14 protein-coding genes are annotated in these 24032 nt (G+C 72.8%); all 14 read right to left on the bottom strand.

What is annotated here, in order from left to right; genetic code table 11:
* Window positions 1-83 precede the first annotated feature (83 nt).
* Window positions 84-3776, bottom strand: a complete 3693-nt coding sequence (locus IE271_RS00355) for a LamG domain-containing protein (RefSeq protein WP_190188047.1) — start codon at window positions 3774-3776, stop codon at window positions 84-86.
* A 40-nt stretch (window positions 3777-3816) separates the two neighbouring features.
* Window positions 3817-5301, bottom strand: a complete 1485-nt coding sequence (locus IE271_RS00350) for an FG-GAP repeat domain-containing protein (RefSeq protein ID WP_229919061.1) — start codon at window positions 5299-5301, stop codon at window positions 3817-3819.
* A 394-nt stretch (window positions 5302-5695) separates the two neighbouring features.
* On the bottom strand, window positions 5696-5941 hold the full coding sequence (locus IE271_RS00345; RefSeq protein WP_190188045.1) for a hypothetical protein: 246 nt from the start codon (window positions 5939-5941) through the stop codon (window positions 5696-5698).
* A gap of 374 nt (window positions 5942-6315) precedes the next feature.
* Window positions 6316-10485, bottom strand: a complete 4170-nt coding sequence (locus IE271_RS00340; protein WP_190188044.1) for an Rne/Rng family ribonuclease — start codon at window positions 10483-10485, stop codon at window positions 6316-6318.
* A 240-nt stretch (window positions 10486-10725) separates the two neighbouring features.
* Window positions 10726-11517, bottom strand: coding sequence for a TIGR03936 family radical SAM-associated protein (locus IE271_RS00335; protein ID WP_190188043.1), 792 nt, complete (start codon window positions 11515-11517; stop codon window positions 10726-10728).
* Between the two features lie 76 nt (window positions 11518-11593).
* On the bottom strand, window positions 11594-12805 hold the full coding sequence (locus IE271_RS00330; RefSeq protein ID WP_444546132.1) for a hypothetical protein: 1212 nt from the start codon (window positions 12803-12805) through the stop codon (window positions 11594-11596).
* A 91-nt stretch (window positions 12806-12896) separates the two neighbouring features.
* Entirely contained in the window at window positions 12897-14870 is a 1974-nt protein-coding gene (locus IE271_RS00325) for a TIGR03960 family B12-binding radical SAM protein (RefSeq protein WP_190188042.1), read from the bottom strand.
* Window positions 14871-15020: 150 nt separating this feature from the next.
* Window positions 15021-16535, bottom strand: a complete 1515-nt coding sequence (locus IE271_RS00320) for a CYTH and CHAD domain-containing protein (protein ID WP_190188041.1) — start codon at window positions 16533-16535, stop codon at window positions 15021-15023.
* 90 nt (window positions 16536-16625) lie between these two features.
* On the bottom strand, window positions 16626-17822 hold the full coding sequence (rodA, locus tag IE271_RS00315) for a rod shape-determining protein RodA (RefSeq protein ID WP_190188040.1): 1197 nt from the start codon (window positions 17820-17822) through the stop codon (window positions 16626-16628).
* Entirely contained in the window at window positions 17819-20065 is a 2247-nt protein-coding gene (gene mrdA, locus IE271_RS00310) for a penicillin-binding protein 2 (protein ID WP_190188039.1), read from the bottom strand. Before mrdA ends, rodA begins: the two co-directional genes overlap by 4 nt.
* A 141-nt stretch (window positions 20066-20206) precedes the next feature.
* Window positions 20207-20878: a rod shape-determining protein MreD gene (gene mreD / locus IE271_RS00305; RefSeq protein ID WP_190188038.1), complete on the bottom strand. Its 672-nt coding sequence runs from the start codon at window positions 20876-20878 to the stop codon at window positions 20207-20209.
* 11 nt (window positions 20879-20889) lie between these two features.
* Window positions 20890-21858: a rod shape-determining protein MreC gene (mreC, locus tag IE271_RS00300; protein ID WP_190188037.1), complete on the bottom strand. Its 969-nt coding sequence runs from the start codon at window positions 21856-21858 to the stop codon at window positions 20890-20892.
* A 134-nt stretch (window positions 21859-21992) separates the two neighbouring features.
* Window positions 21993-23012: a rod shape-determining protein gene (locus tag IE271_RS00295; RefSeq protein WP_081217257.1), complete on the bottom strand. Its 1020-nt coding sequence runs from the start codon at window positions 23010-23012 to the stop codon at window positions 21993-21995.
* Between the two features lie 494 nt (window positions 23013-23506).
* Window positions 23507-23920 carry a nucleoside-diphosphate kinase gene (gene ndk / locus IE271_RS00290; RefSeq protein WP_190188036.1) on the bottom strand — a complete coding sequence of 138 codons (414 nt, stop codon included), beginning with the start codon at window positions 23918-23920 and terminating at the stop codon, window positions 23507-23509.
* Between the last annotated feature and the right edge of the window lie 112 nt (window positions 23921-24032).

The following is a 24032-nucleotide window of genomic DNA, read 5'->3' as shown; positions in this document are numbered from 1 at the left end:
CGGAGGAGGAGGTCATGGAAGAGGGCGGTTGCGCCGGGCCCTGGACGGACCCGGCGCAACCCGGAAGGTGAGGTGACTGCTCGTCACATGGCGGGCTCTGCCGTCAGCCCGGCCATCCCCTGGACCGCGGTCAGATCCGCGGCCCCGCTGTACACGCGCACCTCGTCGATGGCACCGGCGAAGTACTCGCTCGCCCCGCGCAGCGAGCGGCCCACCTGGAGGCCGCCGGTGGCGGACCACAGGGTGTCGTCCTTGCCGTAGGCGCCCGCGACGAGCTGACCGTCGACGTACAGCCGGACCGAGTTGGCGAAGGCGTCGTAGACGACCGCCAGGTGCTGGCCGGAACCGCCGGTGTCGGCCAGTTGCTGGTCGTCGGTGAAGGTGACGACCTCCGCTCCGGCCGTGTCGGTCTTGGCGACGGCCAGTTCCCACTGGCCGGTGGCCGCCTGGTAGCGGACCTGGAGGCGGTTGGCGTTGGCGCCCGGCAGGGACAGCACCGTCTGCGACTTCTCCGGGTCCAGCGAGGTGAGCTGGGCGCGGGCGGTCACGGTGAAGCTGCTGTTGCCGGGGACCGGGGCGGTGGCGGTGGACGCGTAGTCCCCGTCGCCGTCCAGGACCAGGTTGCCGTCGCCGACCAGGGCGGCGGTGTCGAACAGCGGGTCGGCCGGGCGGTAGACCGAGGCGTTGCCCGCCAGGGTCAGCGGCTGGCCGCCGCCGGTCTCGGCGGAGGCACCGCCGCTGGCGTCGTCGAGCTGCCAGTAGCCCTTGCGCTCCGGCTTGACCGTCATCAGCTCGGCGACCTGGGCCGCCGGCAGGACCCGGTCGAAGACGCGGACCTCGGCGAGGTCACCGGTGAACTGGTCCCGGTAGCCGCTCCTGGCCGTGGCCCGGCCGATCTGCAGGTGCCCGTAGGACTTCCAGACGGAGCGGCGCTGGGCGGTGCCCTTCGCGTCCTTGTTGATGTACAGCCTGAGCTCGGGGCCGCCGCTCTTCTGCGCGTCGTAGACACCGGTCAGCAGGACCCACTGGTCCTTGACCACGGAGACACCGGTGGAAACGGCCTTCCACTCGCCGAGGGAGTCCACGTCGCTGACCGGGACGGCGAACTTCCAGGTCTTCGCGGTGGCGTCGTAGCCCAGGGTGAAGCCGGGCTCGCCGGTGCCGTCCTGGCTGACGACCGTCATGTCGGTGTCCAGCGCGGTGGGCCGCACCCAGGCGCTGACACTGAAGCTCCTGCCGGTGTCGAGCACGGTCTCGCCGACGTCGAGGTACGACTCGGAGGTGCCGTCGAAGCGGGCGGCCGCGTCTGCCTTGCCGCCCGGCCCGTCCACGCCGAAGGTGACGGTGCTGCCCGCGGTCGCCGAGAACTCGCCGCTCTCCTCGTGGGCCTCGGTGTCACCCGCCGGGTCGGCCAGGTTCCACTGGGCCACGACCGGCTTGCCCTCGCTCACCAGGAACTCGTAGTGCGCCTTCGTGCTCGGGTTCTCCGCCTTGTCGACCGCGACGACGTCGACCCAGTGCCGGCCGGCCCGGGTCGGCATCCAGCTCACCGAGACGGATCCGCCCGCCTTGGCGGGGGTGGCGGTGGTCGCCGGGCTCGCGGTGGAGTCGAAGGCGTAGCGGTACTTGACGACGTCCGTGTCCGGGATGGAGTCGTTCGGGTTGGGCGCGAAGGTGAAGGTGCCGTACGTGCCCACGCCGTCGTGGTAGACGGTGTCGGAGGGGTACTCCTTCGAAAGCACGTTCGGCTTGCCGGGCAGCGTCTTGTCGTAGATGAACTCGCAGCGCTGCGGTGTGTCACCGTCGTAGCTCCACGGCCCGTAGCCGTCACCGTCCGTGGCGCGTGCGCTCCAGTAGATGACGGTGTTCTGCGGGATCGACGACTTGACGGTGTGCTTGAACCTGGTGCCCGGCGTCGGGGAGCCCCAGTCCGGGGTCAGGTAGGTGTAGGACTTGGCCTCCTTGGTGGTGGGGTCGGTCCACTCGACCTTGAACTCCACCTTGACCTTGTCGGTCCGGCCGTTGCCGTGGTCCGGGTCGCTCGCGATGGCCTGGAGCGTCGGCGGGACCTCCGCGTACTCGCGGGTCGAGCCCCACTTGCAGACGCCGCCGGGGTCGGTGGACATGTCGGACGTCTTGATCTGCCGCGGCAGGTTGTTGTAGCTGATCGACAGATAGGCGTTGCCGCAGATCCGCTTCCACTCGGCGAACCGGCCCTCGTCGGCGGCCCGCAGCCCCAGTGTCATGGAGTTCCAGCCGTCGGCCGCGGCCGTCTTGATCTCGTTGGTCAGCTCGCCGGTCTTCCCGCTCTCGAAGTGCAGGTTGGCCTGGCTGGAGCAGGAGGTCGGGGAGATCGCCTTGTCGACGGTCTGCAGGTAGTCGTCCCAGTCGTCCTTGGTGTTGGACCAGTCGCTGGACGAACTGATCGAGTAGTTCTTGCCGCCGATCCGGTACAGCTGAATGGGCTCGGCGGTCGGCGAGGCGCTGTAGATGTGCTCGACCCGGGCGGAGAAGGTCGCGCCGAGGATCTGCTTCCCCTTGTAGAAGGAGAGCGGCATCGTGAACAGCAGGCGCCGGACGCCCACGCCGTTGCAGGAGACCGGGTTGTAGTCGGTCGGGCACTTGCCCACGCCCGCGCTCCCCGAGTACTTCCAGTCCTGCTCGGACGGCATCCCGGACATCACTCCGGTCCAGGAGGTCCGTGAGGTGGTCCGCTGGATCGGGTCGATCACCACGGGGAAGACCGTGTCGTCGCCCTTGAGCAGTTCCTGGTCCGGGACGAGGGTCAGCCTGTCCTCGCTCACCTCGATCTCCAGCGGCGCGGTGCGACCGCCCCCGCCGGGGCCCTCCAGGGCCGCTTCCGCTTCGGCGGCGGGCTGGTCGGCGGCCTGCACCGTGTAGGCGGCCTGCCGGGCGCCGCCCGCGCTGTTCGCGGTCGGAGCGTTCCCGGCGGAGCCGCTCTCGGCCGCCGCGGCCGAGTCCCACATCGCGGGCTTGCCCGCCTCGAAGACGGTACCGCCGACCTCGGCGTCCTCCGCGAGGATCGCACCCTCGGTGTTCTCGCGCACCGTCAGGCCGTCGGTCGTGAGCCCCAGGTCGATCTCGGCGAGCCGGGGGTCGGCCGCCGCCTCGGGCGTCTTGACCACCAGCAGATGGCCGAAGCCGTCGGGCTCGGCGCGGACCGTGAGGTCCACGCCGGGCAGGGCGTCGGTGTACGTGGCGGTGTCACCGTCGATCCCCGGCGCGGGCAGCTCGCCGTACGGCCAGGTCAGGGACAGCGCACGGCCCGCGTGCCGGATGGTCGCGAACGGCTCGTCGGCCCGGCCCCCGGAGAACTCGACATCGACGGTGGCGGCCTTCGGGCTCCAGCCGCCGTCGGCCCGCTTCACCAGCGTCTCGTCGATGTCCACCCAGGCGCCGTCGCGCACGGTGCGCACCGGCTCGGTGTACTCCCGGGCGGTGAAGGTGCCGTCGGGCTCCGCGAAGACCTCGCGGCGCTCGGTGCGCAGCCCGACCACCTCCACCTGGTCACCGCTCTCCTCCGCGGCCGCCAGCGCCTGCTGCTCGGTCTGCACCGGCTTGTCGGCGGCGACGGGTGCCTGGTCGGTGCCGGACGGCCGGTCGCCGCCCGGCAGCGCCGCCAGGGTGCCGGCCGCCACCGCACCGGCCAGCACGGCGGCGATCAGGGCCCGCCGCATCGTACGCGGCCCGGCCGACCGGCTCATGGCGCCCGACTCATCCGGGGTCCGCGCCGGATCGGGTCTGTACGCGGACATGCGTCCGCTCCCCCACTGCTTCATGGTCTCGTCTCTCCCGTCAGCGGACCACGGCGCCGAATGCGACGCCGGTCGCCGGAATGCCGCCCTCGCCGGGCTTGAAGGTCTGCGTCGGTGCGCCGCCGGACTCCACTCCCCACGGGAAGCCGTAGACCGCGCGTCCGTCGGCCGGCCCGTACGGCACCCCCACGTACAGCAGGGAGGGGGTGCTGCCGAGGCTCAGTCCGGTGAGCATCCGCGTCGCCGGTGCCGAGGGGATGCCGTTCCCGGGGGCGATCCAGCGGTCGGCCGCGCCGGGCGCACCGACCAGCGGGAAGATCTGTACGGCGCCCTCGTCCGAGAACTCCTCGGTGGACTCCTCGCCGGGCACGCCGACCGCGAGCCGGACGGTGGTGGCGGTGGAGGTCGCGTTGGGGGAGCTGTTGACCGCGGTGATCCGCTGGCCGAAGAAGTCGCCGCCCTCGCCCTCGCCCTCCACGTCCGCGGTGTTCTGGTCGATCCAGTTCACCTCGGTGAAGTCCCCGCTCGCCGGGATGCGGAAGACCTGTACGGCGCCCGCGTCCACGGTGGTCGACAGGTCCTCGCCGGGTATGCCCACGGCGAGCAGCGACTCCGTGGTGGAGGTGGCGCCGGAGGGCCGGTACGGAACCATCGCGAGGGAGGCGCCGAACTGGTCTCCCACCTCCTCCGCGCCGGAGACCGTGTCCCAGTCCTGGCCGATGCCGTACAGAGGCTTGGGATGCCCGGAGGCCAGGGTGTGACTGAAGACACCGACCCCGCCCGCGAAGGTCGTGGTGCCGAGCGCCTCTCCGGGCGTGCCGACCGCGAAATGGGTCGGGGTGGCGGCGAGGGAGGCGCCGTAGCGGTCGTCCTGTTCCGCCACTCCGGGCACGGCGCCGCCGGCCTCGGTGTCCTGGTTGATACCCACCACGGTCTGCGCGGTCCCATGGACGTAGTAGGCGCCCCCCGCGTCGTCCAGCGTGCCGATCGACTCGCCGGGGACGCCTATCAGCAGGTAGGGCGTGCCGGCCGAGGTCTTGCCGGCCGCGACCGCGTACCCGAGCCAGTCGCCCGCCTCGGCGGAGGAGCCGTTCATGCTGCCGCTGCCCTGGACGAACTCCGTCACCGCCGCGCCTCCGCCCAGTCCGGAGGTGGAGCCGTACACGACATGCACGACACCCGCCTCGGCGGCGGTGCCGATGGCCTCGTAGGGGGCACCGACCACCAGGTCGCTGCAGCCGTCCAGGTTGGCGTCGTAGACGGCCAGCGAGTGCCCGTACTGGTCGCCCGCCTCCGGGACGCCCGGCACGTTGGCCGTGTCCTGCGTCAGTTCGAGGGTGCCCTTGCCGCCGCCGTACACGACGTGCACCGCACCCGCCTTCTTCACCCCGCCGACGGTCGCCTCGGGGTCGGCGATCGCCGTGTCCCGGATGCCGTCACCGTTGAAGTCCGACTCCGTGCCCGACGGGCACGCGACCGCGGCCGCGGCGGGCGTTCCTCCCGCGCCGACCCCCCACGCTAGCAATGCCCCTGACAAAACGGTCGCCACACCGCGGCACCACGCTTTCCCCACCCCTGACACGCGCTCCCCGTTCGATAAAGAGAACCTAAAAGCGAGGTGATCCTCTTTTATTCACAGGAGGCACACAACACCTTCCTCCCCCACTGCACAGTGACTAAATTCACAGAGCGCCCGTAAAGTCGTCACAAAAGGTGGAGAACTGGTGGACAGTGCGTGAGCTGCAATGGGCATGCCGACTGCGCCACCGTCCGACCATCGCAACCGCCGCCCGTCCGGAGGAAGAGGGACGCGGCGGCCGGGCCGCGCCTCCGGGCCGTCGGTCTCTCACTGCCGGCCGGCAGCGGTTTCACGCCCCTGCACGGGCCCGTGGTGTCCACGGTGCCCGGACGGACGACCTTCACACCGCCCGGTCGAAGACGAGTTCGTACCGGGTCGTGCGCGGCGTCGTGTCGGCCTTCGGGCTCGACTCGTCGTCCCCGTGCGGCGCGGATCCGGTGCAGTTCCCGGAGCCGGTAAGGACGATCTTGTTGCGCACCCCGTCGTGCACGCCGCCGACCAGGACGTACTCGAAGCGGACGGGGTACGGCGTCAGCGGCTTCCTGCCGGGGTCCAGCGGGTCCTGGCCGTCGTCGTGGCAGCGCACGGCGGGGTCGCCGGAGGTGTGCAGCCTCCCCCGTGCCCTTGATGCCGCCGGGGCCCTCGGCTCTGCCGGTCCCGGCGTGGGCGGCGCCGACCGCGCAGCACGCCCTCTCCGGCGCGACGGTCCTCTCGGCGGTCACCGGCCGGACGAGCCCGAAGATCGGGACGCGGATGCCGGTGGGCCGTGTGCCGCCCGCGGTCTGCCGCTGCCTGCACCGCACGTTGTCGAGCGCCCGTGCCGGTGGCCCGGCTGCCGCCGCAGGGGCGTCCGCCCGCGAAGGGACGGCCGAGGACGCCGGACACGCCGACGCCCCCGGTCCGGCGGGAATCCGCCGGACCGGGGGCGTCGGTCCCGACGAGGGGTACGGGCCCGGGGGCTCAGTCCTCGTCGGTGGTCGCCGTGACCGTGGGCGCCGACGGCTGCTCCGCTGCGGCGGTCTTCTTCGCCGCGGCCTTCTTCGTCGTCGTCTTCTTGGCCGTGGTCTTCTTCGCGGCCGTCTTCTTCGCGGCGGTCTTCTTGGTGGCCGCCTTCTTCGCGGTCGCCTTCTTGGCCGTCTTGCGGGCCGCCTTCTTGGCGGGCGCCGCCTCGTCCTCGGCGGGGGCCTCGGCGGCCGGTTCCGCGGCGGTGGCGGTGGCCTCCTCCGCGGCTTCCTGCTGCGCCGACGGGACGACCACGACGGCCGTCTCCTCGGGCGCGGTCGGGGCGGTGGCCTTGCGGACGGCGCGGCGGCGCGGGCGCGCCGGGGCGGCGCTCTCCGCGGCCTCGGCCGGGGCCTTCGGCGCGGCGGCGGCCGGGGCCTCGGCCTCGGGCTCCTCCGCCGTTACGGTCGGCTCGGCGACCGTCACCACGGCCTCCTCGGCCGCCGCCGGCGAACCGGCGGGCGCGGAGACCCGGCGAGTGGCACGGCGACGCGTCCGTCCCTTGGGGGCCGCCTCGGGCTCCGCCGGGGCCTCGGCGGGCTGCGCCTCGGTGGCCTGCGCCTGCGGCTCCTCCGCGGGGGCCTCGACGACCGGGTCCTCGGCCGCCGCCGGCGCGGCCTGCGCGGCCTCGGCCGGCTCCGGCCGCACCGGACGCTCGGCCTCCTCCCGCGCCGTCACGTCCTGCGCCGTCGGGACCGCAGCCTTGCGGGCGGACCTGGGCGCGCCCGCCGGGGCCGACGCGCGCCGGCTCGCCCGGCGCCGCGAACGGCCGCGGGTCGCGGCGGCCTCCGCCTCGGCGACGCTGCTGTACAGCTCCTCGTCCGGGGCGAACTCCGGCGCGGGCAGCGCGGCCGGCTCGGCGACCTCCGCGGCGACCTCGGCCGCCGTCTCGACGGCCTCGGGCGCCTCGGCACCGGCGGCCGGCGCCGTCTCGTGCTCGTGCTCGTGCTCGTGCTGCTCGGCGCCGCCGCGGCCGCGCTTCTTGCGCTTGCCGCCGCCTCCGCTGGACGCCGCCTGGTCCATGTGCACGATGACGCCGCGGCCGTTGCAGTGGACGCAGGTCTCCGAGAAGGACTCCAGCAGGCCCTGGCCGACCCGCTTGCGGGTCATCTGCACCAGGCCCAGCGAGGTGACCTCGGCGACCTGGTGCTTCGTACGGTCCCGGCCCAGGCACTCCAGCAGGCGCCGCAGCACCAGGTCCCGGTTGGACTCCAGGACCATGTCGATGAAGTCGATGACGACGATGCCGCCGAGGTCGCGCAGCCGCAGCTGGCGGACGATCTCCTCGGCCGCCTCCAGGTTGTTCCTGGTGACGGTCTCCTCGAGGTTGCCGCCCTGGCCGGTGAACTTGCCGGTGTTGACGTCGATCACGACCATGGCCTCGGTCTTGTCGATCACCAGCGAGCCGCCGCTGGGCAGCCACACCTTGCGGTCGAGCGCCTTGGCCAGCTGCTCGTCGATCCGGTACGTCGCGAAGACGTCGACCTCGGAGGTCCACCTCTGCAGGCGGTCGGCCAGGTCGGGCGCGACGTGCGCGACGTAGCCGTGGATGGTCTGCCACGCCTCGTCGCCGCTGACGATGACCTTGGAGAAGTCCTCGTTGAAGATGTCGCGCACGACGCGGACGGTCATGTCCGGCTCGCCGTACAGCAGGGTCGGGGCGTTGCCGCTCTTCGCCTTCTTCTTGATCTCCTCCCACTGCGCCTGCAGACGCTCGACGTCGCGGCGCAGCTCCTCCTCGCTCGCGCCCTCGGCGGCGGTGCGCACGATGACGCCCGCGTCCTCGGGGACGATCTTCTTGAGGATCGTCTTCAGCCGGGCCCGCTCGGTGTCGGGCAGCTTGCGGCTGATGCCGGTCATCGAGCCCTCGGGCACGTAGACCAGGTAGCGGCCGGGCAGTGAGACCTGGCTGGTCAGGCGGGCGCCCTTGTGGCCGATCGGGTCCTTGGTGACCTGCACGAGGACGGACTGGCCGGACTTCAGGGCGGTCTCGATGCGGCGCGGGCCGTTGGCCAGGCCGAGCGCCTCGAAGTTGACCTCACCGGCGTACAGGACGGCGTTGCGCCCCTTGCCGATGTCGACGAACGCGGCCTCCATGGACGGCAGCACGTTCTGGACCTTGCCCAGGTAGACGTTGCCGACGTACGAGGTCGACTGCTCCTTGTTGACGTAGTGCTCCACGAGCACGTTGTCCTCGAGGACGCCGATCTGCGTGCGGTCGCCGTTCTGCCGGACCACCATCACGCGCTCGACGGCCTCGCGGCGGGCCAGGAACTCGGCCTCGGTGATGATCGGCACCCGGCGGCGGCCCTGCTCGCGGCCCTCGCGGCGGCGCTGCTTCTTGGCCTCCAGACGGGTCGAGCCCTTGATGGACTGCACCTCGTCGGAGGCGTCGCCGGAGCGCTCGTCCTTGCGGCGCGGCTCGCGGACCTTCACGACCGTACGCTCGGGGTCGCCGTCGCCGGGCTCGGTGTCGACGGAGGTGTCACCCGCACGGCGGCGGCGACGGCGGCGGCGACGGCTGCTGCTGGAGCCGCCCGCCTCCTCGCGCTCGTCCTCGGCGTCCTCCTCCGCCTGCTCGGCGGTGTCCTCGGCGTCCTGCGCGGCCTGCTCGTCGGCGGCCTCGTCGGTGTCCGCGGAGTCGTCCTCGGCGGACTCGCCCCGGCGACGGCGGCGGCCGCCGCGACGGCGCCGGCGGCGCCCGCCGGTCTCCTCGGTCTCGTCGTGCTCGTCGTCCTCCACCGCGTCCTCGGCGGACTCGGCGGGCTCCTCGGGCTCGGTGTCGGCGGGCTCCTCCGGCGCGGCGGCGGGCTCGGTCGCCTCAGCCGTCCCGGAGGCGGGCGCGGCGGCCTCCTCCTCGGCGGCCCGGCGGCGGCGACGGCGACGCGGCGCGGTCTCCTCCTCCGGAGCCGGAGCCGGCTCGGCGGTTCCGGCGGCCTCTGCCGCCTCGGCAGCGGCGGCGGCCGCGGCGCGCTCCGGCGTCTGGAACATCGGCTCGGTGAAGACCGGCGCCCGGAACACGGCGACGGCCGGGCGCGCCGGGCGGCGCGTGCCCTCGGCCCCGGCCTGCGGGGCGGCGGACTGGGCGGGCGGCGCGGCGAAGCCGGTGGCGGCCTTGCGGGTGGCGCGGCGGCGCGTACGGCGCGGAGCCGCCTCCTCGGCGGGCGCGGCGGCCCGGTCCGCGGTCTCCTCGGCGGCCGCCACGGGCTCGGGGGCCTCGGCTGCGGGCGCGGCCGGCTGCTCCTCGGCCGGGGCGGCGGTCTCGGCGCCTTCGGCGGCCTTCGGCGCACCGGCGGGCGCGGAGGCACGGCGGGTGGCACGACGGCGCGGACGCGCGGGAGCGGCGGCCTCGGCGGCCTGCGGCTCGGCGGACGCCTCCGCGACCTCGGCCTGCGGCTCCGCCTCGGCGGAAGCAGCACTCTCAGCACTCTCAGTGCTCTCCACACCCTCGGCGGCCTTCGGCGTGCCCGCGGGCGCGGAGGCACGGCGGGTGGCACGACGGCGCGGACGCGCGGGAGCGGCGGCCTCCTCGGCCACCGCAGCCTCGGCGGCCTGCGGCTCGGCGGACGCCTCAGCGGCCTCGGCCTGCGGCTCCGCCTCGGCGGAAGCAGCACTCTCAGTGCTCTCCACGCTCTCCACACCCTCGGCGGCCTTCGGCGTGCCCGCGGGCGCGGAGGCACGGCGGGTGGCACGACGGCGCGGACGCGCGGGAGCGGCGGCCTCCTCGACCGCCGCAGCCTCGGCGGCCTGCGGCTCGGCGGACGCCTCCGCGGAGGTGACGGTCTCGGCGGCCTCGGCGGTCCCGGCCGTCTGGGGCGCACCGGCGGGCGCCGAGACACGCCGTGTCGCACGGCGGCGCGGACGCGCGGCCGGCGCGCCGGTCCCGGCCTCCGGCGCCTCGGCGGACCCGGCCTTCGCGGCCGGCGCGTCCTGGGCGCCCTGCTGGTCGTCCCCGGCGGCCGCGGGCTGCGCGGCCGGTGCGGTCGCCTCGGCCGCGGCCTCGCCGGCGGCCGGCGGCCCGGCGGGCCGGGACGCGGCGCGGCGGCGCCGGCGCGGCGGCAGGGTGTCGCTGGGGGTGTCGTTCTCGGGTTCCACGGACGATGCGGTGGATTCGGTCGGCTCGAGCATGCGGGTGGTTCTCCCGTCAGGCTCCCGGGCGCCGCGCCTGGTCCGGTGACGTCCGCGGCTCGCGCGATGCGCGGTGCCGCCGTTCTCGGGGGCGAGGGCGCCGCACGGGAGCTCTCTGTGTCCTGTCTCGCCGGTTCCGTACACCATGTGTGCGTACGGCCTGGCGAAAGTCTTCTGTGTCGGTGCGCTGCCCGACCCAGGTGGCTCCCGAGTACGAGGGCGGCGCTACGACGTCCGTCCCTACGCGGGACCTTCCGGCACCGGCGCCGTCGCGGCGGCGGTCACGGAGGCCCCTGAACGATCGGCCGGGGCGGCCGCAACTGCCTCGCGGTCGGGCGCGAGCGGGTCGGTCACCGTGCCGGTCTCTTCATCGAACAGCCCCTGCGCCAGCCTGGTCACCGCTGCGGGGACCGGCGGCGCCAGGTCGGCCACGGCGCGGAGACCGGACAGGACGTCGTCGGGTCGTACGGCAGGCGTCACGTGCCGAACAACCAGCCGCAGTATCGCACAAGGCTGGTCAATCGGCCCATCGGCCCGATCGTGGTGCGTCTGGAGATGTGCGACGGCGGCGCGGGCGTCGAAGGTGCGCACACCGTTCTTGGTCATGCGCTGGACCTCGACGGTCTCCGCGGAGCGGAAGGCCCCGGCCGCGCGCTCCGCGTCCTCGGGCGCCACGCCGTCCAGGCGCAGCTCCCACACGGACGCGGTGAGCCGGTCGGCCAGACCCGGCGTGCGGGCCTCGACCGCGTCGACGATGTCGAGCCCGTCGGGCAGCGACTCGTCGAGGAGCTCGCGCAGCCTGCCGGGGTCGCGCGCCTCGGTGAGCGCGATCTCCAGGTACTCCGCCTCACTGCCCGTGCCGGTGGGTGCGGCATTGGCGTACGACACCTTCGGATGCGGCGTGAACCCCGCCGAGTACGCCATCGGCACCTCGGCACGGCGCAACGCGCGCTCGAAGGCGCGCTGGAAGTCACGGTGGCTGGTGAACCGGAGGCGGCCGCGCTTGGTGTAGCGCAGTCGGATGCGCTGCACCGCCGGTGCGGGCGGCGGGCCTTCGGGCTGTCGCTTGCCCAGTGTCGTTCAGTCCTTCGTGAGAGCGGTCGTACTGCTACCTAGAGTACGTGCCTCGTCGGCCTGCGGTTCCCGCCGGGGTTCGCCGAGCGGGACCGGGCGGGGTGCGCGCGGGTCCCCGGCGGGCGCCGCCGTCCGCTCCCGCGGGCCTCCGGACGGCACCGGGGCCCGCCCCCCGGAAGCGCCGAAGAGCGCTCTGCGGACCTCGGCGCGCTTGACGCGCCGTGTCGCGGGCCGCCGCCAGAGCCTGCCGGGCCGTGCGCCCCGCGCTCCGCGCGGCGTCGGCCGCAGGCCGCCACACCAGATCGCGCACGGCGTGCCCGACCGGGGTGAGCACGGTCCGGTACGTCCACCCGGCCGGGACGACCACGAGCCACCGCAGGAGCGTGCCGAGGAAGCGGCCCACCGCGCGCGAGACGCGTCCCGCCACGCGCCAGGCGTGCCCGAGCGCGTCGACGATCTCCCGCGCCACCACGAGAAGGGCCCCGGCCAGCGGCGCGAGGACCCACCGCCACAGGGCGGCGGCGGGCAGGACGACCACGATGCGGAGGGTCCGGTACAGGGCGGCGCCGACGCCCGCGGCGGTCACCCGGACGAGCCACGCCAGTCCCCGCGCGCACCACACGATCCCGTGTCCGGCGGGCGTCAGCACCCACCGGTACAGCCACAGCGCCGGGACGACGAGGACGTACCGGCCCAGCCACACCGCGGCCGCGCAGACCGCGAGGAGCGCGGCGCCCGCTCCCCGGCCCAGCCCTCCGAGCAGCCGGGACAGGCCGCGCCCGGCGGGTACGAGCAGGCGCGCGTACAGCCACCCCCATGCGGCACCGGCGCCGCGCCCCGCCCAGGACACCCCGGACCACAGCCCCAGGAGCACATGGGCCGCACCGGCACCGGCGCGCCGCAGCGCCCACGCGGCACCGTGTCCGAGCGGCGTCAGCACGTGGCGGTACGCCCACACCGCGGGCACGACGAGCAGGACGCGCCCGAGGGGGGCGACGGCGTGGCGCCACAGCGCCACCCACGGCCGTACGAGGACGGCCCGGCCGAGCCACAGCAGGACCCGGCCGAGCGGCCTGAGCACGGCCTCGTTCAGGAGCCGCCCGCCGGCCGCCAGGGCGTCCCAGGCGAGGCGCACCGGCACGACCAGGACGAGCACGACGATCCGCACGGGCAGCCGGACCGCCACCGCGAGACAGCCCTCGCTCCGGTGCGGCCCGCCCTCGACGACCGTTCCCTTCCGCTCCATGTCCGTGAGGACGCACGAGCGGACCGGATGGATCCGGCCATGCGCCCGCGCGCCCCCGCCTCACATCGGAACGAGCCCCCTCGCACCTCTCTCAGTGCGTGTGCCCGCCGGTCGCCGCGGGCTTCTTGACCGTCAGCGGCAGCAGCTTCTTGCCGGTGGGGCCGATCTGGATGTGCGTGTCCATCTGCGGGCACACGCCGCAGTCGAAGCACGGGGTCCAGCGGCAGTCCTCGACCTCGGTCTCGTCGAGGGCGTCCTGCCAGTCCTCCCAGAGCCAGTCCTTGTCGAGACCGGAGTCGAGGTGGTCCCAGGGCAGGACCTCCTCGTAGGTGCGCTCGCGGGTGGTGTACCAGTCGACGTCCACGCCGAAGGCCGGCAGGGTCTTGTCGGCGCAGGCCATCCAGCGGTCGTAGGAGAAGTGCTCGCGCCAGCCGTCGAAGCGGCCGCCGTCCTCGTAGACGGCGCGGATGACGGCGCCCACGCGGCGGTCGCCGCGGGAGAGCAGGCCCTCGACGATGCCGGGCTTGCCGTCGTGGTAGCGGAAGCCGATGGAGCGGCCGTACTTCTTGTCGCCGCGGATCTTGTCGCGCAGCTTCTCCAGGCGGGCGTCCGTCTCCTCGGCGCTCAGCTGCGGGGCCCACTGGAAGGGGGTGTGGGGCTTGGGCACGAAGCCGCCGATCGACACCGTGCAGCGGATGTCGTTGGAGCCGGAGACCTCGCGGCCCTTGGCGATGACCCGGGTCGCCATGTCGGCGATCTGCAGGACGTCCTCGTCGGTCTCGGTGGGCAGGCCGCACATGAAGTACAGCTTGACCTGGCGCCAGCCGTTGCCGTACGCCGTGGCGACCGTGCGGATCAGGTCCTCCTCCGAGACCATCTTGTTGATGACCTTGCGCATGCGCTCGGACCCGCCCTCGGGGGCGAAGGTGAGGCCGGACCGGCGGCCGTTGCGGGTCAGCTCGTTGGCCAGGTCGACGTTGAAGGCGTCCACACGGGTCGACGGCAGGGAGAGGCCGATCTTGTCGTCCTCGTAGCGGTCGGCCAGGCCCTTGGCGATGTCGCCGATCTCGGAGTGGTCCGCGGAGGACAGGGAGAGCAGGCCGACCTCCTCGAAGCCGGTCGCCTTCAGGCCCTTCTCGACCATCTCGCCGATGCCCGTGATGGAGCGCTCGCGCACCGGGCGGGTGATCATGCCGGCCTGGCAGAAGCGGCAGCCGCGGGTGCAGCCGCGGAAGATCTCCACGGACATGCGCTCGTGGACCGTCTCGGCCAGCGGCACGAGGGGCTGCTTGGGGTAGGGCCACTCGTCGAGGTCCATGACGGTGTGCTTGGACACGCGCCACGGCACGCCCGAACGGTTCGGCACGACGCGGGCGATGCGGCCGTCGGGCAGGTACTCGACGTCGTAGAACGCCGGGACGTACACCGAGCCGGTCCTCGCGAGGCGGAAGAGGACCTCCTCGCGGCCGCCGGGGCGGCCCTCCGCCTTCCAGGCGCGGATGATCTCGGTCATGTCGAGCACGGCCTGCTCGCCGTCGCCGATGATCGCGGCGTCGATGAAGTCGGCGATCGGCTCGGGGTTGAAGGCCGCGTGGCCGCCGGCCAGCACGATCGGGTCGTCGAGCGTGCGGTCCCGGGACTCCAGCGGGATGCCGGCCAGTTCCAGGGCGGCGAGCATGTTGGTGTAGCCGAGCTCGGTGGAGAAGCTCAGGCCGAACACGTCGAAGGCGCGCACGGGGCGGTGGCTGTCCACGGTGAACTGCGGTACGCCGTTCTCCCGCATCAGCTTCTCGAGGTCCGGCCAGACGCTGTAGGTGCGCTCGGCGAGCACGCCCTCGCGCTCGTTCAGCACCTCGTAGAGGATCATGACGCCCTGGTTGGGCAGGCCGACCTCGTACGCGTCGGGGTACATGAGCGCCCAGCGGACGTCGCAGGACTCCCACGGCTTGACCGTGGAGTTGAGCTCTCCGCCGACGTACTGGATCGGCTTCTGCACATGCGGGAGGAGAGCTTCGAGCTGCGGAAACACAGACGCAGCAGCGGCCTCGGCGGCTTCGGCAGGCATCTCGCGGACTTTCGTGAGCGGACTGGGGGCACGCCCCCGGACGGGGGCGGGTGACCCTCAAGCCTAACGCCATCGGAGGCGCCCGCCGTCCCCCGTCCGGCCCAGGGGTCCGGGAGGGCGCCCCCGGGACCACCGGGAAGCCCTTCGGTGTCAGAGGCGCATGGCCTTGCGGACCCGCTTCCACTCCTTTGGCAGCTCCGCCTCCCGGCGGGCCGCCACGCGCTCCTCGCGGCCGTACAGCACGCCGAAGGTGAAGGGGTTCTCCCCGGCGGCGTGGGACTGGGCGGCGAGGTCGCGCAGGGCGGCGCGGGCCATGACGCTGTCCTGGTGGTCGCCGAGCACGTCCTGCAGGGACTTGACGGCCCTGGCGAGGGCGGAAGCCGGGTCGCCCAGGGCGGGCGCGGCGGCCTCGGCGGCGTACCGGGTGCGCTTGGCCTTCTTGCGGGCCTCGTGCGTCGCGACGTCGCGCTCGGTGCCGGGCGGCAGGCCGAGGGCCCGCTCGACCAGGGCGGCGACCTTGTCGAAGTCCTTGCGCACGGCCTTGGCCAGGACCTTCTCCGGCTTCTTCGCGGCGGCCGGGCGCAGCGGCGGGTCGGCGACGAGGGCGTCGAGGGCGGCGAGCAGGTCGAGGTGGCGCCGGCCGTCGAGGGCGGCGAGGATACGGCGGCGGCTGCCGCCGTGCCGGGCCTGGCTCCAGGTGCGCAGCCGGCCGCGGACGGGTCCGGTCAGCAGGGCGCGGGGCAGGGCGTCGACGGCGGCGGTGAGGCGCTCGGTGAGGACCTCCTGGTCGCGGTCGGCGCCGAGTTCGCCGGCGAGCCACTTGAGCTCTGCGGCGACGGGGTCGGTGGCGGTGCGGTCCAGGACGGAGCCGAAGGAGCGCAGCGTGCTGCGCAGGCGGCGGGTGGCGACCCGCATCTTGTGGACGGAGTCGGGCACGTCCCGCCGCACGGCGGGGTCGAGTGCGAGGATCGCCTCGCGCTGGGCCCGTATGTAGGCCAGGACGTGGTCGCCCGCGGTCACCGGTCCCCCGGTGGCGGGGACGGCCGCGACGGGCCGCTGCGGGCGCGCCCCCGTCTCGTCGAGGGCGCGGGCCAACTTGGACGGCGAGGAGGACGGCTCGATGCCGGCTTTGCGGAGCTTCTTGTCGACCTTGTCGAGGAAGGCGGGGTCGCCGCCGTCGGCGAGCTCGACCTCGATCTCGGTCCACCCGGCGGCGCCGTCGCCGCCGTCGAGCCGCTCGGCGCGCACGCGGTCGACGCTGACCTCGGCGAGCAGGCCGCCGTCGGCGTCGAGGAGGTGGCGGACGTCGCGCGCGGAGCGCAGCCGGACGACGGGGCCGAGGGCGGCGTCGCGGGTGCGGGAGCGCACGAGGGCGGCGAGGGCCTTGGGCAGGGTGTCGGAGAGGGGGACGTGGATCTCGTCCCGTACGCCGTCGGCGACGGGGAGCTTGAGGTGCCAGCCGGCGTCGTCGCCGCCGGTGCGGCGGCGCAGGGTGAGGGAGGCGGCGGCGAGCCGCTGGTCGGCCGTGTCGTAGTAGGTGGCGTCGAGGTCCGCGACGCCCTTGTCCACGACCGCCGCCACTCCGGGCACGGCGGTGAGGTCGGGCAGTGCGGTGGTCGGGTCGGCTGCGTACTTTCGCTCGATCTCGCGCTTGGTGTCCGCCATGTACCGAATCTAACCGCCTTCCGGAGACAGGGGCAGGCCCCTGCGGGGCAGGAGGGAGGAGTCTTCCCTCCCCGCCTGCCCCGTGCCGCGTCACGCAGACATCGGCCGCTGCACCCGGATCGACTGGAGCAGGCCGACCGCTATCCAGACGGCGAACATCGACGAGCCGCCGTACGAGACGAAGGGCAGCGGCAGGCCGGCGACCGGCATGATGCCGAGGGTCATGCCGATGTTCTCGAAGGACTGGAAGGCGAACCAGGCGATGATGCCGGCGGCGACGATGGTGCCGTACAGCTCGGTGGTCTCGCGGGCGATGCGGCAGGCGCGCCAGAAGACCACGCCGAGGAGCAGCAGTATCAGACCGGCGCCGACGAAGCCGAGCTCCTCGCCCGCGACGGTGAAGACGAAGTCCGTCTGCTGCTCGGGCACGAACTGGCCGGTGGTCTGCGAGCCCTGGCCGAGGCCGGTGCCGAAGAGGCCACCGGAGCCGATCGCGATACGGGCCTGGTTGGTGTTGTAGCCGACGCCCGCGGGGTCCAGCTCGGGGTTGGCGAAGGCCGCGAACCGGGCGATCTGGTAGTCGTCCAGGATCTTCAGCTGCCAGACGGCGATCGCGCCGGCGGCGCCCGCGCCGATCAGGCCGAGGACCCAGCGGTTGGAGGCGCCGGAGGCGAGCAGCACGCCGAGCACGATGACGACCATGACCATGACCGAGCCGAGGTCCGGCATCAGCATGACGATCGCCATCGGCACCACGGCCAGGCCGAGGGCCTGCAGGACCGTGCGGTGGTCGGGGTGGGGCCTGTCGCCCGCGTCGACGCGGGCCGCCAGCAGCATCGCCATCCCGAGGATGATGGTGATCTTGACGAACTCGGAGGGCTGCAGGGAGAAGCCGCCGCCGAGGACGATCCACGCGTGCGCGCCGTTGATCGTCGCGCCGAGCGGGGTGAGCACCAGCAGCACGAGGAAGACCGAGATGCCGTACAGGATCGGCACGGCCGTGCGCAGGGTGCGGTGGCCGAGCCAGACCGTACCGACCATCAGGGCGAATCCGATGCCGGTGTTGAGCAGGTGGCGGACCAGGAAGTAGTACGGGTCGCCGTGGTTGAGCTCGGTGCGGTTGCGGGTCGCCGAGTGGACGAGGGCCGTGCCGATCAGGGACAGCGCGATCGCCGCGAACAGTATCGGCCAGTCCAGCCGGCGGGCCAGGGAGTCGCGGGCGAACAGCCGGGTCCAGCCGGGGCGGTCGGGCCCGTAGCCGCTGACGGAGAAGTTGTTGGCGCTCATGTGCTCCTCCGTCCCCGGCCGCGGCGGGCCTCGCGCCTGCGGGTGTTCCGGTTGCCGGCGGGCGGCGGGGTCGTGGTGGCGGCCGGGTTGTCGGGGCTGCCCGGCTGCTCGCCCTCCCCGGTGGCCTGCTCGTCCTTCGGGTCGTACGGCTTGATCTTCGGGGAGGCGATGGAGCCGTCGGCCTTGATCTCGGGCAGGTCCTTCTGCGGGGTGTAGAGGAGGGCCTTCTTCTTGTCGACCTTGCCGTCCTCGCTGACGCCGTACAGCGCGTTGTAGATCTTGCGCACGGCCGGTCCCGAGGCGCCGGAGCCCGTACCGCCCTGGGAGATGGTCATGACGACCGTGTAGTCCTTGGTGTACGTGGCGAACCAGGAGGTGGTCTGCTTGCCGTAGACCTCCGCCGTACCGGTCTTGGCGTGCATCGCGATCTCGTCCTGCGGCCAGCCCTGGAAGCGCCAGGCGGCCGTGCCGCGGGTCGCGACGCCCTCCAGGGCGCCGTCGATGGCGTCGCGGGTCTTCTTCGTCATCGGCAGCCTGCCGTGCGACTTCGGCTCGATCTCCTGCACCCGCTTGCCGTCGGCGCTGACGATGGCCTTGCCGACGGTGGGGTTGTAGAGGGTGCCGCCGTTGGAGATGGCCGCGTAGATCGTCGCCATCTGTATCGGGGTGACGAGGGTGTCGCCCTGCCCGATGGAGTAGTTGACGGAGTCACCGGCGCGCATCCGGTTGCCCTCGAGGCAGTTCTCGTAGGCGATCTTCTCCGCGTAGTCGCCGTCCTTCTTGCCGGTCCTGCACCAGGCGTCCTTGTTGGCCTTCCAGTACTCCTGCTTCCACTGGCGGTCGGGGACGCGGCCGGTGACCTCGTTCGGGAGGTCGATGCCGGTCTCCTTGCCGAGGCCGAACTGGTGGGCCGTCTTGTAGAACCAGTCGTTGGTGTCCTTGTGCGGCTTGGCGCCGCCGTCCTTCTTCCACTCCTCGTGCGAGAGGCGGTAGAAGACGGTGTCGCAGGAGACCTCCAGGGCGCGGCCGAGGCTGATGGGGCCGTACCCCTTGGACTCGAAGTTCTTGAAGACCTGGCCGCCGATCGAGTACGAGGCGGAGCAGTCGTAGGGGCCCTCGAAGGAGTACCCGGCGTTGACCGCGGCGGTCGTCGGGATCACCTTGAAGATGGAGCCGGGGGCGGCCTGGCCCTGGATCGCGCGGTTGAGCAGCGGGTAGTTGGAGTTCTTGCCCGTCAGCTCGGCGTAGTCCTTGCCGGAGATGCCGCCGACCCAGGCGTTCGGGTCGTACGTCGGGTTGGACGCCATGGCGACGACGCGGCCCGTCCTGGCCTCCATCACCACGACGGCGCCGGAGTCGGCCTTGTAGTTCTCGCCGGTGTTCCTGTCGAACTCGCCGCGGGCGGTCTTCATCGCCTCGTTGAGCTCGTACTCGGCGACGCGCTGGACGCGGGCGTCGATGCTGGTGACGACGTTCGCGCCGGGCTGGGCCTCGTCGCCCTCGGCCTCGCCGATGACGCGGCCGAGGTTGTCGACCTCGTAGCGGGTGACGCCGGCCTTGCCGCGCAGCTCCTTGTCGTAGGTGCGCTCCAGGCCGGAGCGGCCGACCTGGTCGGAGCGCAGGTAGGGCGAGTCGGTCTTCTCGGCCTTCTTGATCTCCTCGTCGGTGACCGGGGAGAGGTAGCCGAGGACCTGCGCGGTGTTGGCCTCGCCGGGGGCGGCGTAGCGGCGCACGGCCTGCGGTTCGGCCGTGATGCCGGGGAAGTCCTCGGCGCGCTCGCGGATCTGCAGGGCCTGCTTGGGCGTGGCCTCGTCGGTGATCGGGATGGGCTGGTACGGCGAGCCGTTCCAGCAGGGCTGCGGCGTCTTCGCGTCGCAGAGGCGGACCTTCTCCTGGACCTCCCGGGGCTTCATGCCCAGGACGCCGGCGAGCTTGGTGAGGACGGCCTCGCCGTCGTCCTCCATCTTCATCAGGTCGGTGCGGGACGCCGAGACGACGAGGCGGGTCTCGTTGTCGGCGAGCGGCACGCCGCGGGCGTCGAGGATCGAGCCGCGCACGGCGGGGCTGACGACCTGCTGGACGTGGTTGCCCGAGGCCTCCTTGGCGTACTCGTCGCCGTTGCGGACCTGGAGGTACCACAGGCGGGCGCCGAGGGTGCCGAGGAGCGAGAAGACGAGGATCTGGATGATGACGAGGCGGATCTGGACCCTCGGGGTCCGCCCGGTCTCCGGAATATTGCTCATGGGCGAAGGCCATCCCGTGAAAGGGCGGTGGTGGGCGACGGGTGGGCACTGCTCACTGCGGCTGTTCCCCCTCCCCCTGCGTGTGCGTGTCGTGCGTGTTCCCGGCCGCCCGGTGGCCGCGGGCGGCCGGCCGTGCCGTGCTCACAGGCGCTTGACCCCCTTGATGCGTCCCGCGCGGGCGACGCGCGCCTTGGCCGCCCTCGCCCGCAGGCCGTTGCGCTGGCCGCCGATGCGCAGGCCGGTGCCCGAGGAGAGCCAGCCGGAGGCGACGTCGGCGGCCTTGGTGGCGCTGGTGGTGTCGGCGAGCGGATCGTTGTCGGCGCGCCGGGCCAGGGCCATGATCCCGGGGACCACGAAGGGCGCGAGCAGCAGGTCGTACACGGTGGCGGTGAGCAGCAGGCCGCCGAGGCCGACGTGGCGGGCCGCGGTGTCGCCGACCAGGGCGCCGACGCCCGCGTACAGCAGCGTGGAGCCGATGGCGGCGACGGCGACCACGGCCATGGGACCGGTAGCGGACCTGAGCCGGCCGTTGTCGGGCTTGAACAGGCCGGCGAGGTAGCCGATGACGCACAGGACCAGGGCGTAGCGGCCGGCGGCGTGGTCGGCGGGCGGCGCGAGGTCGGCGAGCAGGCCGGCGGCGAAGCCGACGAGGGCGCCGCCGACGTGGCCGTAGACCAGGGCGAGGCCCAGCACGGTGAGCAGGACGAGGTCGGGCACGGCGCCCGGCAGGTGCAGGCGGGCGAGAACGCTCACCTGGATCACGAGGGCGACCACCACCAGCGTGGCGGAGAGGAGCATCCGGTTGAAACGCATGGGGTCCGCTCCTACTGCTCTTGCTCTTGCTGCTCTTGCGGCTCTTGCAGGCCGTCCTCGACGGGGGCGCCGGGCGAGGGGGTGACCGTCACGGTCACGGTCGGCCTGGGGGTCGGCTTGGGCTTGGCCGGCAGGACCGCGTCGCGCGGGTCCTCGCGCGGGGCCTCGACGACGACGCCGACGATGTCGAGCTTGCTGAAGCCGACGAACGGCTCCACGTAGACGGTACGGGTCAGGTCGCCGCCGGAGGGGTCGACCCGGGAGACGACGCCGACCGGGACGCCGGGCACGAAGGGCTTGTCGGCCTGCGAGCCGAAGGTGACCAGCCGGTCGCCCTTCTCGACCTCGGCCTTGCCGTTGAGCATCTCGACGCGCAGGGGACGGTCGCCCTGGCCGGAGGCGAAGCCGAGCTCGTCGGTGGACTCCATCCGGGTGCCGACGGTGAAGTCGGGGTCGTTGGCGAGCAGCACGGTGGCGGTGCGGGGGCCGACCGTGGTGACGCGGCCGACCAGGCCGTCGCCGTTGAGGACGGTCATGTCGCGCTCGATGCCGTCGTTGGCGCCGGCGTCGATGGTGACGGTCCAGGAGAAGCCCTGGGCCGCTCCTATGGCGATGACCTGGGCGCCCTTGATGCCGTACTGGCCCGCGCCCGCGGTCTTCAGCATTCTGTCGAGCTGCTGCGCACGGCTGCGGGTGCGGTCGTCGCTGCCCAGCTCGGCCTTCAACTCGGCGTTCTCACGCTCCAGTTGCGCGACGCGGTCGTGGCGTTCGCCGGAGTCGCGGACGGCCGCGATCGCGTTGCCGACGGGGTCGACGGCGGACGACACCCCGTCCTCGACCGGGCCGAAGACGGTGGCGGCGGCCTGCCGGGCACCGTCGACCGGGGAGTCCTCGCCGCCGCGGATGTCCACCGTGATCAGTGCGAACGCGATGGCGATCAGCAGCACCAGGAGCAGCCGGCTCTCTCGTGTGTCCCTCACGTGCGGCGGCCGTGCCTTCCTCGTCGGGATGTACTGGGGCCCAAGAGTGCGCCCTTTCGGGAGGGTATGTCGTTATATCAACGAGCCGCCGTACGAGAGGGGAACGTCTCGTACGGCGGTTTCGCGGGCTGGTGTCATCTGCGGGGCTGGGCGTCCAGCACCTGCTGGAGCGCCTCGAACTCCTCGACGCACTTGCCGGAGCCCAGGGCCACGCTGTCCAGCGGGTCCTCGGCGATGTGGATCGGCATGCCGGTCTCCCGGCGCAGCCGCTCGTCGAGGCCGCGCAGCAGGGCGCCGCCCCCGGTGAGCACGATGCCGCGGTCCATGACGTCGCCCGACAGCTCCGGCGGGCACTTGTCGAGCGTGGTCTTGACCGCGTCGACGATGGCGTTCACCGGCTCCTCGATGGCCTTGCGGACCTCGGCGGCGGAGATGACCACGGTCTTCGGCAGCCCGGAGACCAGGTCCCGGCCGCGGATCTCGGTGTGTTCGTCGGTGTCGAGGTCGTACGCCGAGCCGATGGTGATCTTGATCTGCTCGGCGGTGCGCTCACCGAGGAGGAGCGAGTACTCCTTCTTGATGTGCTGGATGATCGCGTTGTCCAGCTCGTCGCCCGCGACGCGGATGGACTGCGCGGTGACGATGCCGCCGAGCGAGATGACCGCGACCTCCGTGGTGCCGCCGCCGATGTCGACCACCATGTTGCCCGTGGCCTCGTGGACCGGCAGGCCGGAGCCGATGGCCGCGGCCATGGGCTCCTCGATGATGTGCACCTGGCGCGCGCCGGCCTGCGAGGAGGCCTCGATGACGGCGCGGCGCTCGACGCCGGTGATGCCGGAGGGCACACAGACGACGACGCGCGGACGGGCCAGATAGCGCCGCTTGTGGATCTTCAGGATGAAGTACCGGAGCATGCGCTCGGTGATCTCGAAGTCGGCGATCACGCCGTCCTTGAGCGGGCGTACGGCGACGATGTTGCCGGGGGTGCGGCCGATCATCTTCTTGGCTTCCGCGCCGACCGCGAGGATGCCGCCGGTGTTGGTGTTGATCGCAACGACGGAGGGCTCGTTGAGTACGATCCCGCGACCCCTGACGTACACCAGCGTGTTGGCGGTCCCGAGGTCGACAGCCATGTCACGGCCGATGAACGACATTGAGTTCCCCATCAGGATTCGTCTGGCCTTCCCAAGTGGAGCTTTGACGGCTTTTTGGGTAAGGCGAAGTGGGTGCTGTGACGTGAAGGCTTCCATCGTAGTCTCGCCTGCACGAACACTGCGCGAGGGTCTTCGCCATTGTCAGCAGATGATGTGTCGCCTCGCTTCTGGAGACGAGCCATCGGGGGCATGCGTTCCCCCGAACGCCACGCATATGCCAGGGGTAGCGTGGATTCTACGACCAACTATGGCGAGAGGTATACACCGGGTGACACATCGTCAAGAAATTCGGTGATATACCCGCTGGGGTGATTTGCGGTGCGCTGAAGTACGGGTGAAAACGGTGGGGACGGCGGCGCCGTGGGAGTAGCGTTCCGGAGTGTCCGCCGGAACGCCACCGGAGTGCTCCGGGAGTGCGCCCGGCGGACGGCACCGCCGGAGCGCGTCGTTCACCGCTCCGGCGGACGGGCGGTTCCCTCTCCCGGGACGGGGGGTCAGGCCAGGCCCGGGAAGAAGATCTTCAGCTCGCGGGCCGCCGACTCCTCCGAGTCGGAGGCGTGGATCAGGTTCTCGCGGACGATCGTGCCGTAGTCGCCGCGGATGGAGCCGGGGGCGGCGGCGATCGGGTCGGTCGGGCCGGCCAGCGCGCGGACGCCCTCGATGACCCGCTCGCCCTCGACGACCAGGGCGACGACGGGGCCGGAGGACATGAAGGCGACCAGCGGCTCGTAGAACGGCTTGCCCTTGTGCTCGCCGTAGTGCTGCTCCAGGGTCTCCTGGTCCAGGGTGCGCAGCTCCAGCGCGGTGATCTGCCAGCCGGCCTTGCGCTCGATACGGCTGATGATCTCGCCGGTCAGGCCGCGACGGACGGCGTCGGGCTTGAGGAGGACGAGGGTGCGCTGGCTCACGGGGGCTCCTTAATCAAGAATGTGCGGGCTCAGAAGGCTACAGGCCCGGTCCGAGTATCGGTCACGCAGAGTCAACCTCGTAAGGGAGGGACCCGCTCCGGCCCGCGGCCGG

This window comes from Streptomyces minutiscleroticus (assembly GCF_014650875.1).
In the GTDB taxonomy this organism is placed as follows: domain Bacteria; phylum Actinomycetota; class Actinomycetes; order Streptomycetales; family Streptomycetaceae; genus Streptomyces; species Streptomyces minutiscleroticus.
Note: the sequence above shows the minus strand (reverse complement) of the source record. Positions and strands in the feature narration are given on the sequence as shown.

Coding starts and splice junctions, on each gene's coding strand:
- IE271_RS00325 (WP_190188042.1), bottom strand. CDS start 14,870: ATGCCTGCCGAAGCCGCCGAGGCCGCTGCTGCGTCTGTGTTTCCGCAG.
- IE271_RS00340 (WP_190188044.1), bottom strand. CDS start 10,485: ATGCTCGAGCCGACCGAATCCACCGCATCGTCCGTGGAACCCGAGAAC.
- IE271_RS00355 (WP_190188047.1), bottom strand. CDS start 3,776: ATGTCCGCGTACAGACCCGATCCGGCGCGGACCCCGGATGAGTCGGGC.
- mrdA (WP_190188039.1), bottom strand. CDS start 20,065: ATGAGCAATATTCCGGAGACCGGGCGGACCCCGAGGGTCCAGATCCGC.
- rodA (WP_190188040.1), bottom strand. CDS start 17,822: ATGAGCGCCAACAACTTCTCCGTCAGCGGCTACGGGCCCGACCGCCCC.
- mreD (WP_190188038.1), bottom strand. CDS start 20,878: ATGCGTTTCAACCGGATGCTCCTCTCCGCCACGCTGGTGGTGGTCGCC.
- IE271_RS00320 (WP_190188041.1), bottom strand. CDS start 16,535: ATGGCGGACACCAAGCGCGAGATCGAGCGAAAGTACGCAGCCGACCCG.
- IE271_RS00330 (WP_444546132.1), bottom strand. CDS start 12,805: ATGGAGCGGAAGGGAACGGTCGTCGAGGGCGGGCCGCACCGGAGCGAG.
- IE271_RS00295 (WP_081217257.1), bottom strand. CDS start 23,012: ATGTCGTTCATCGGCCGTGACATGGCTGTCGACCTCGGGACCGCCAAC.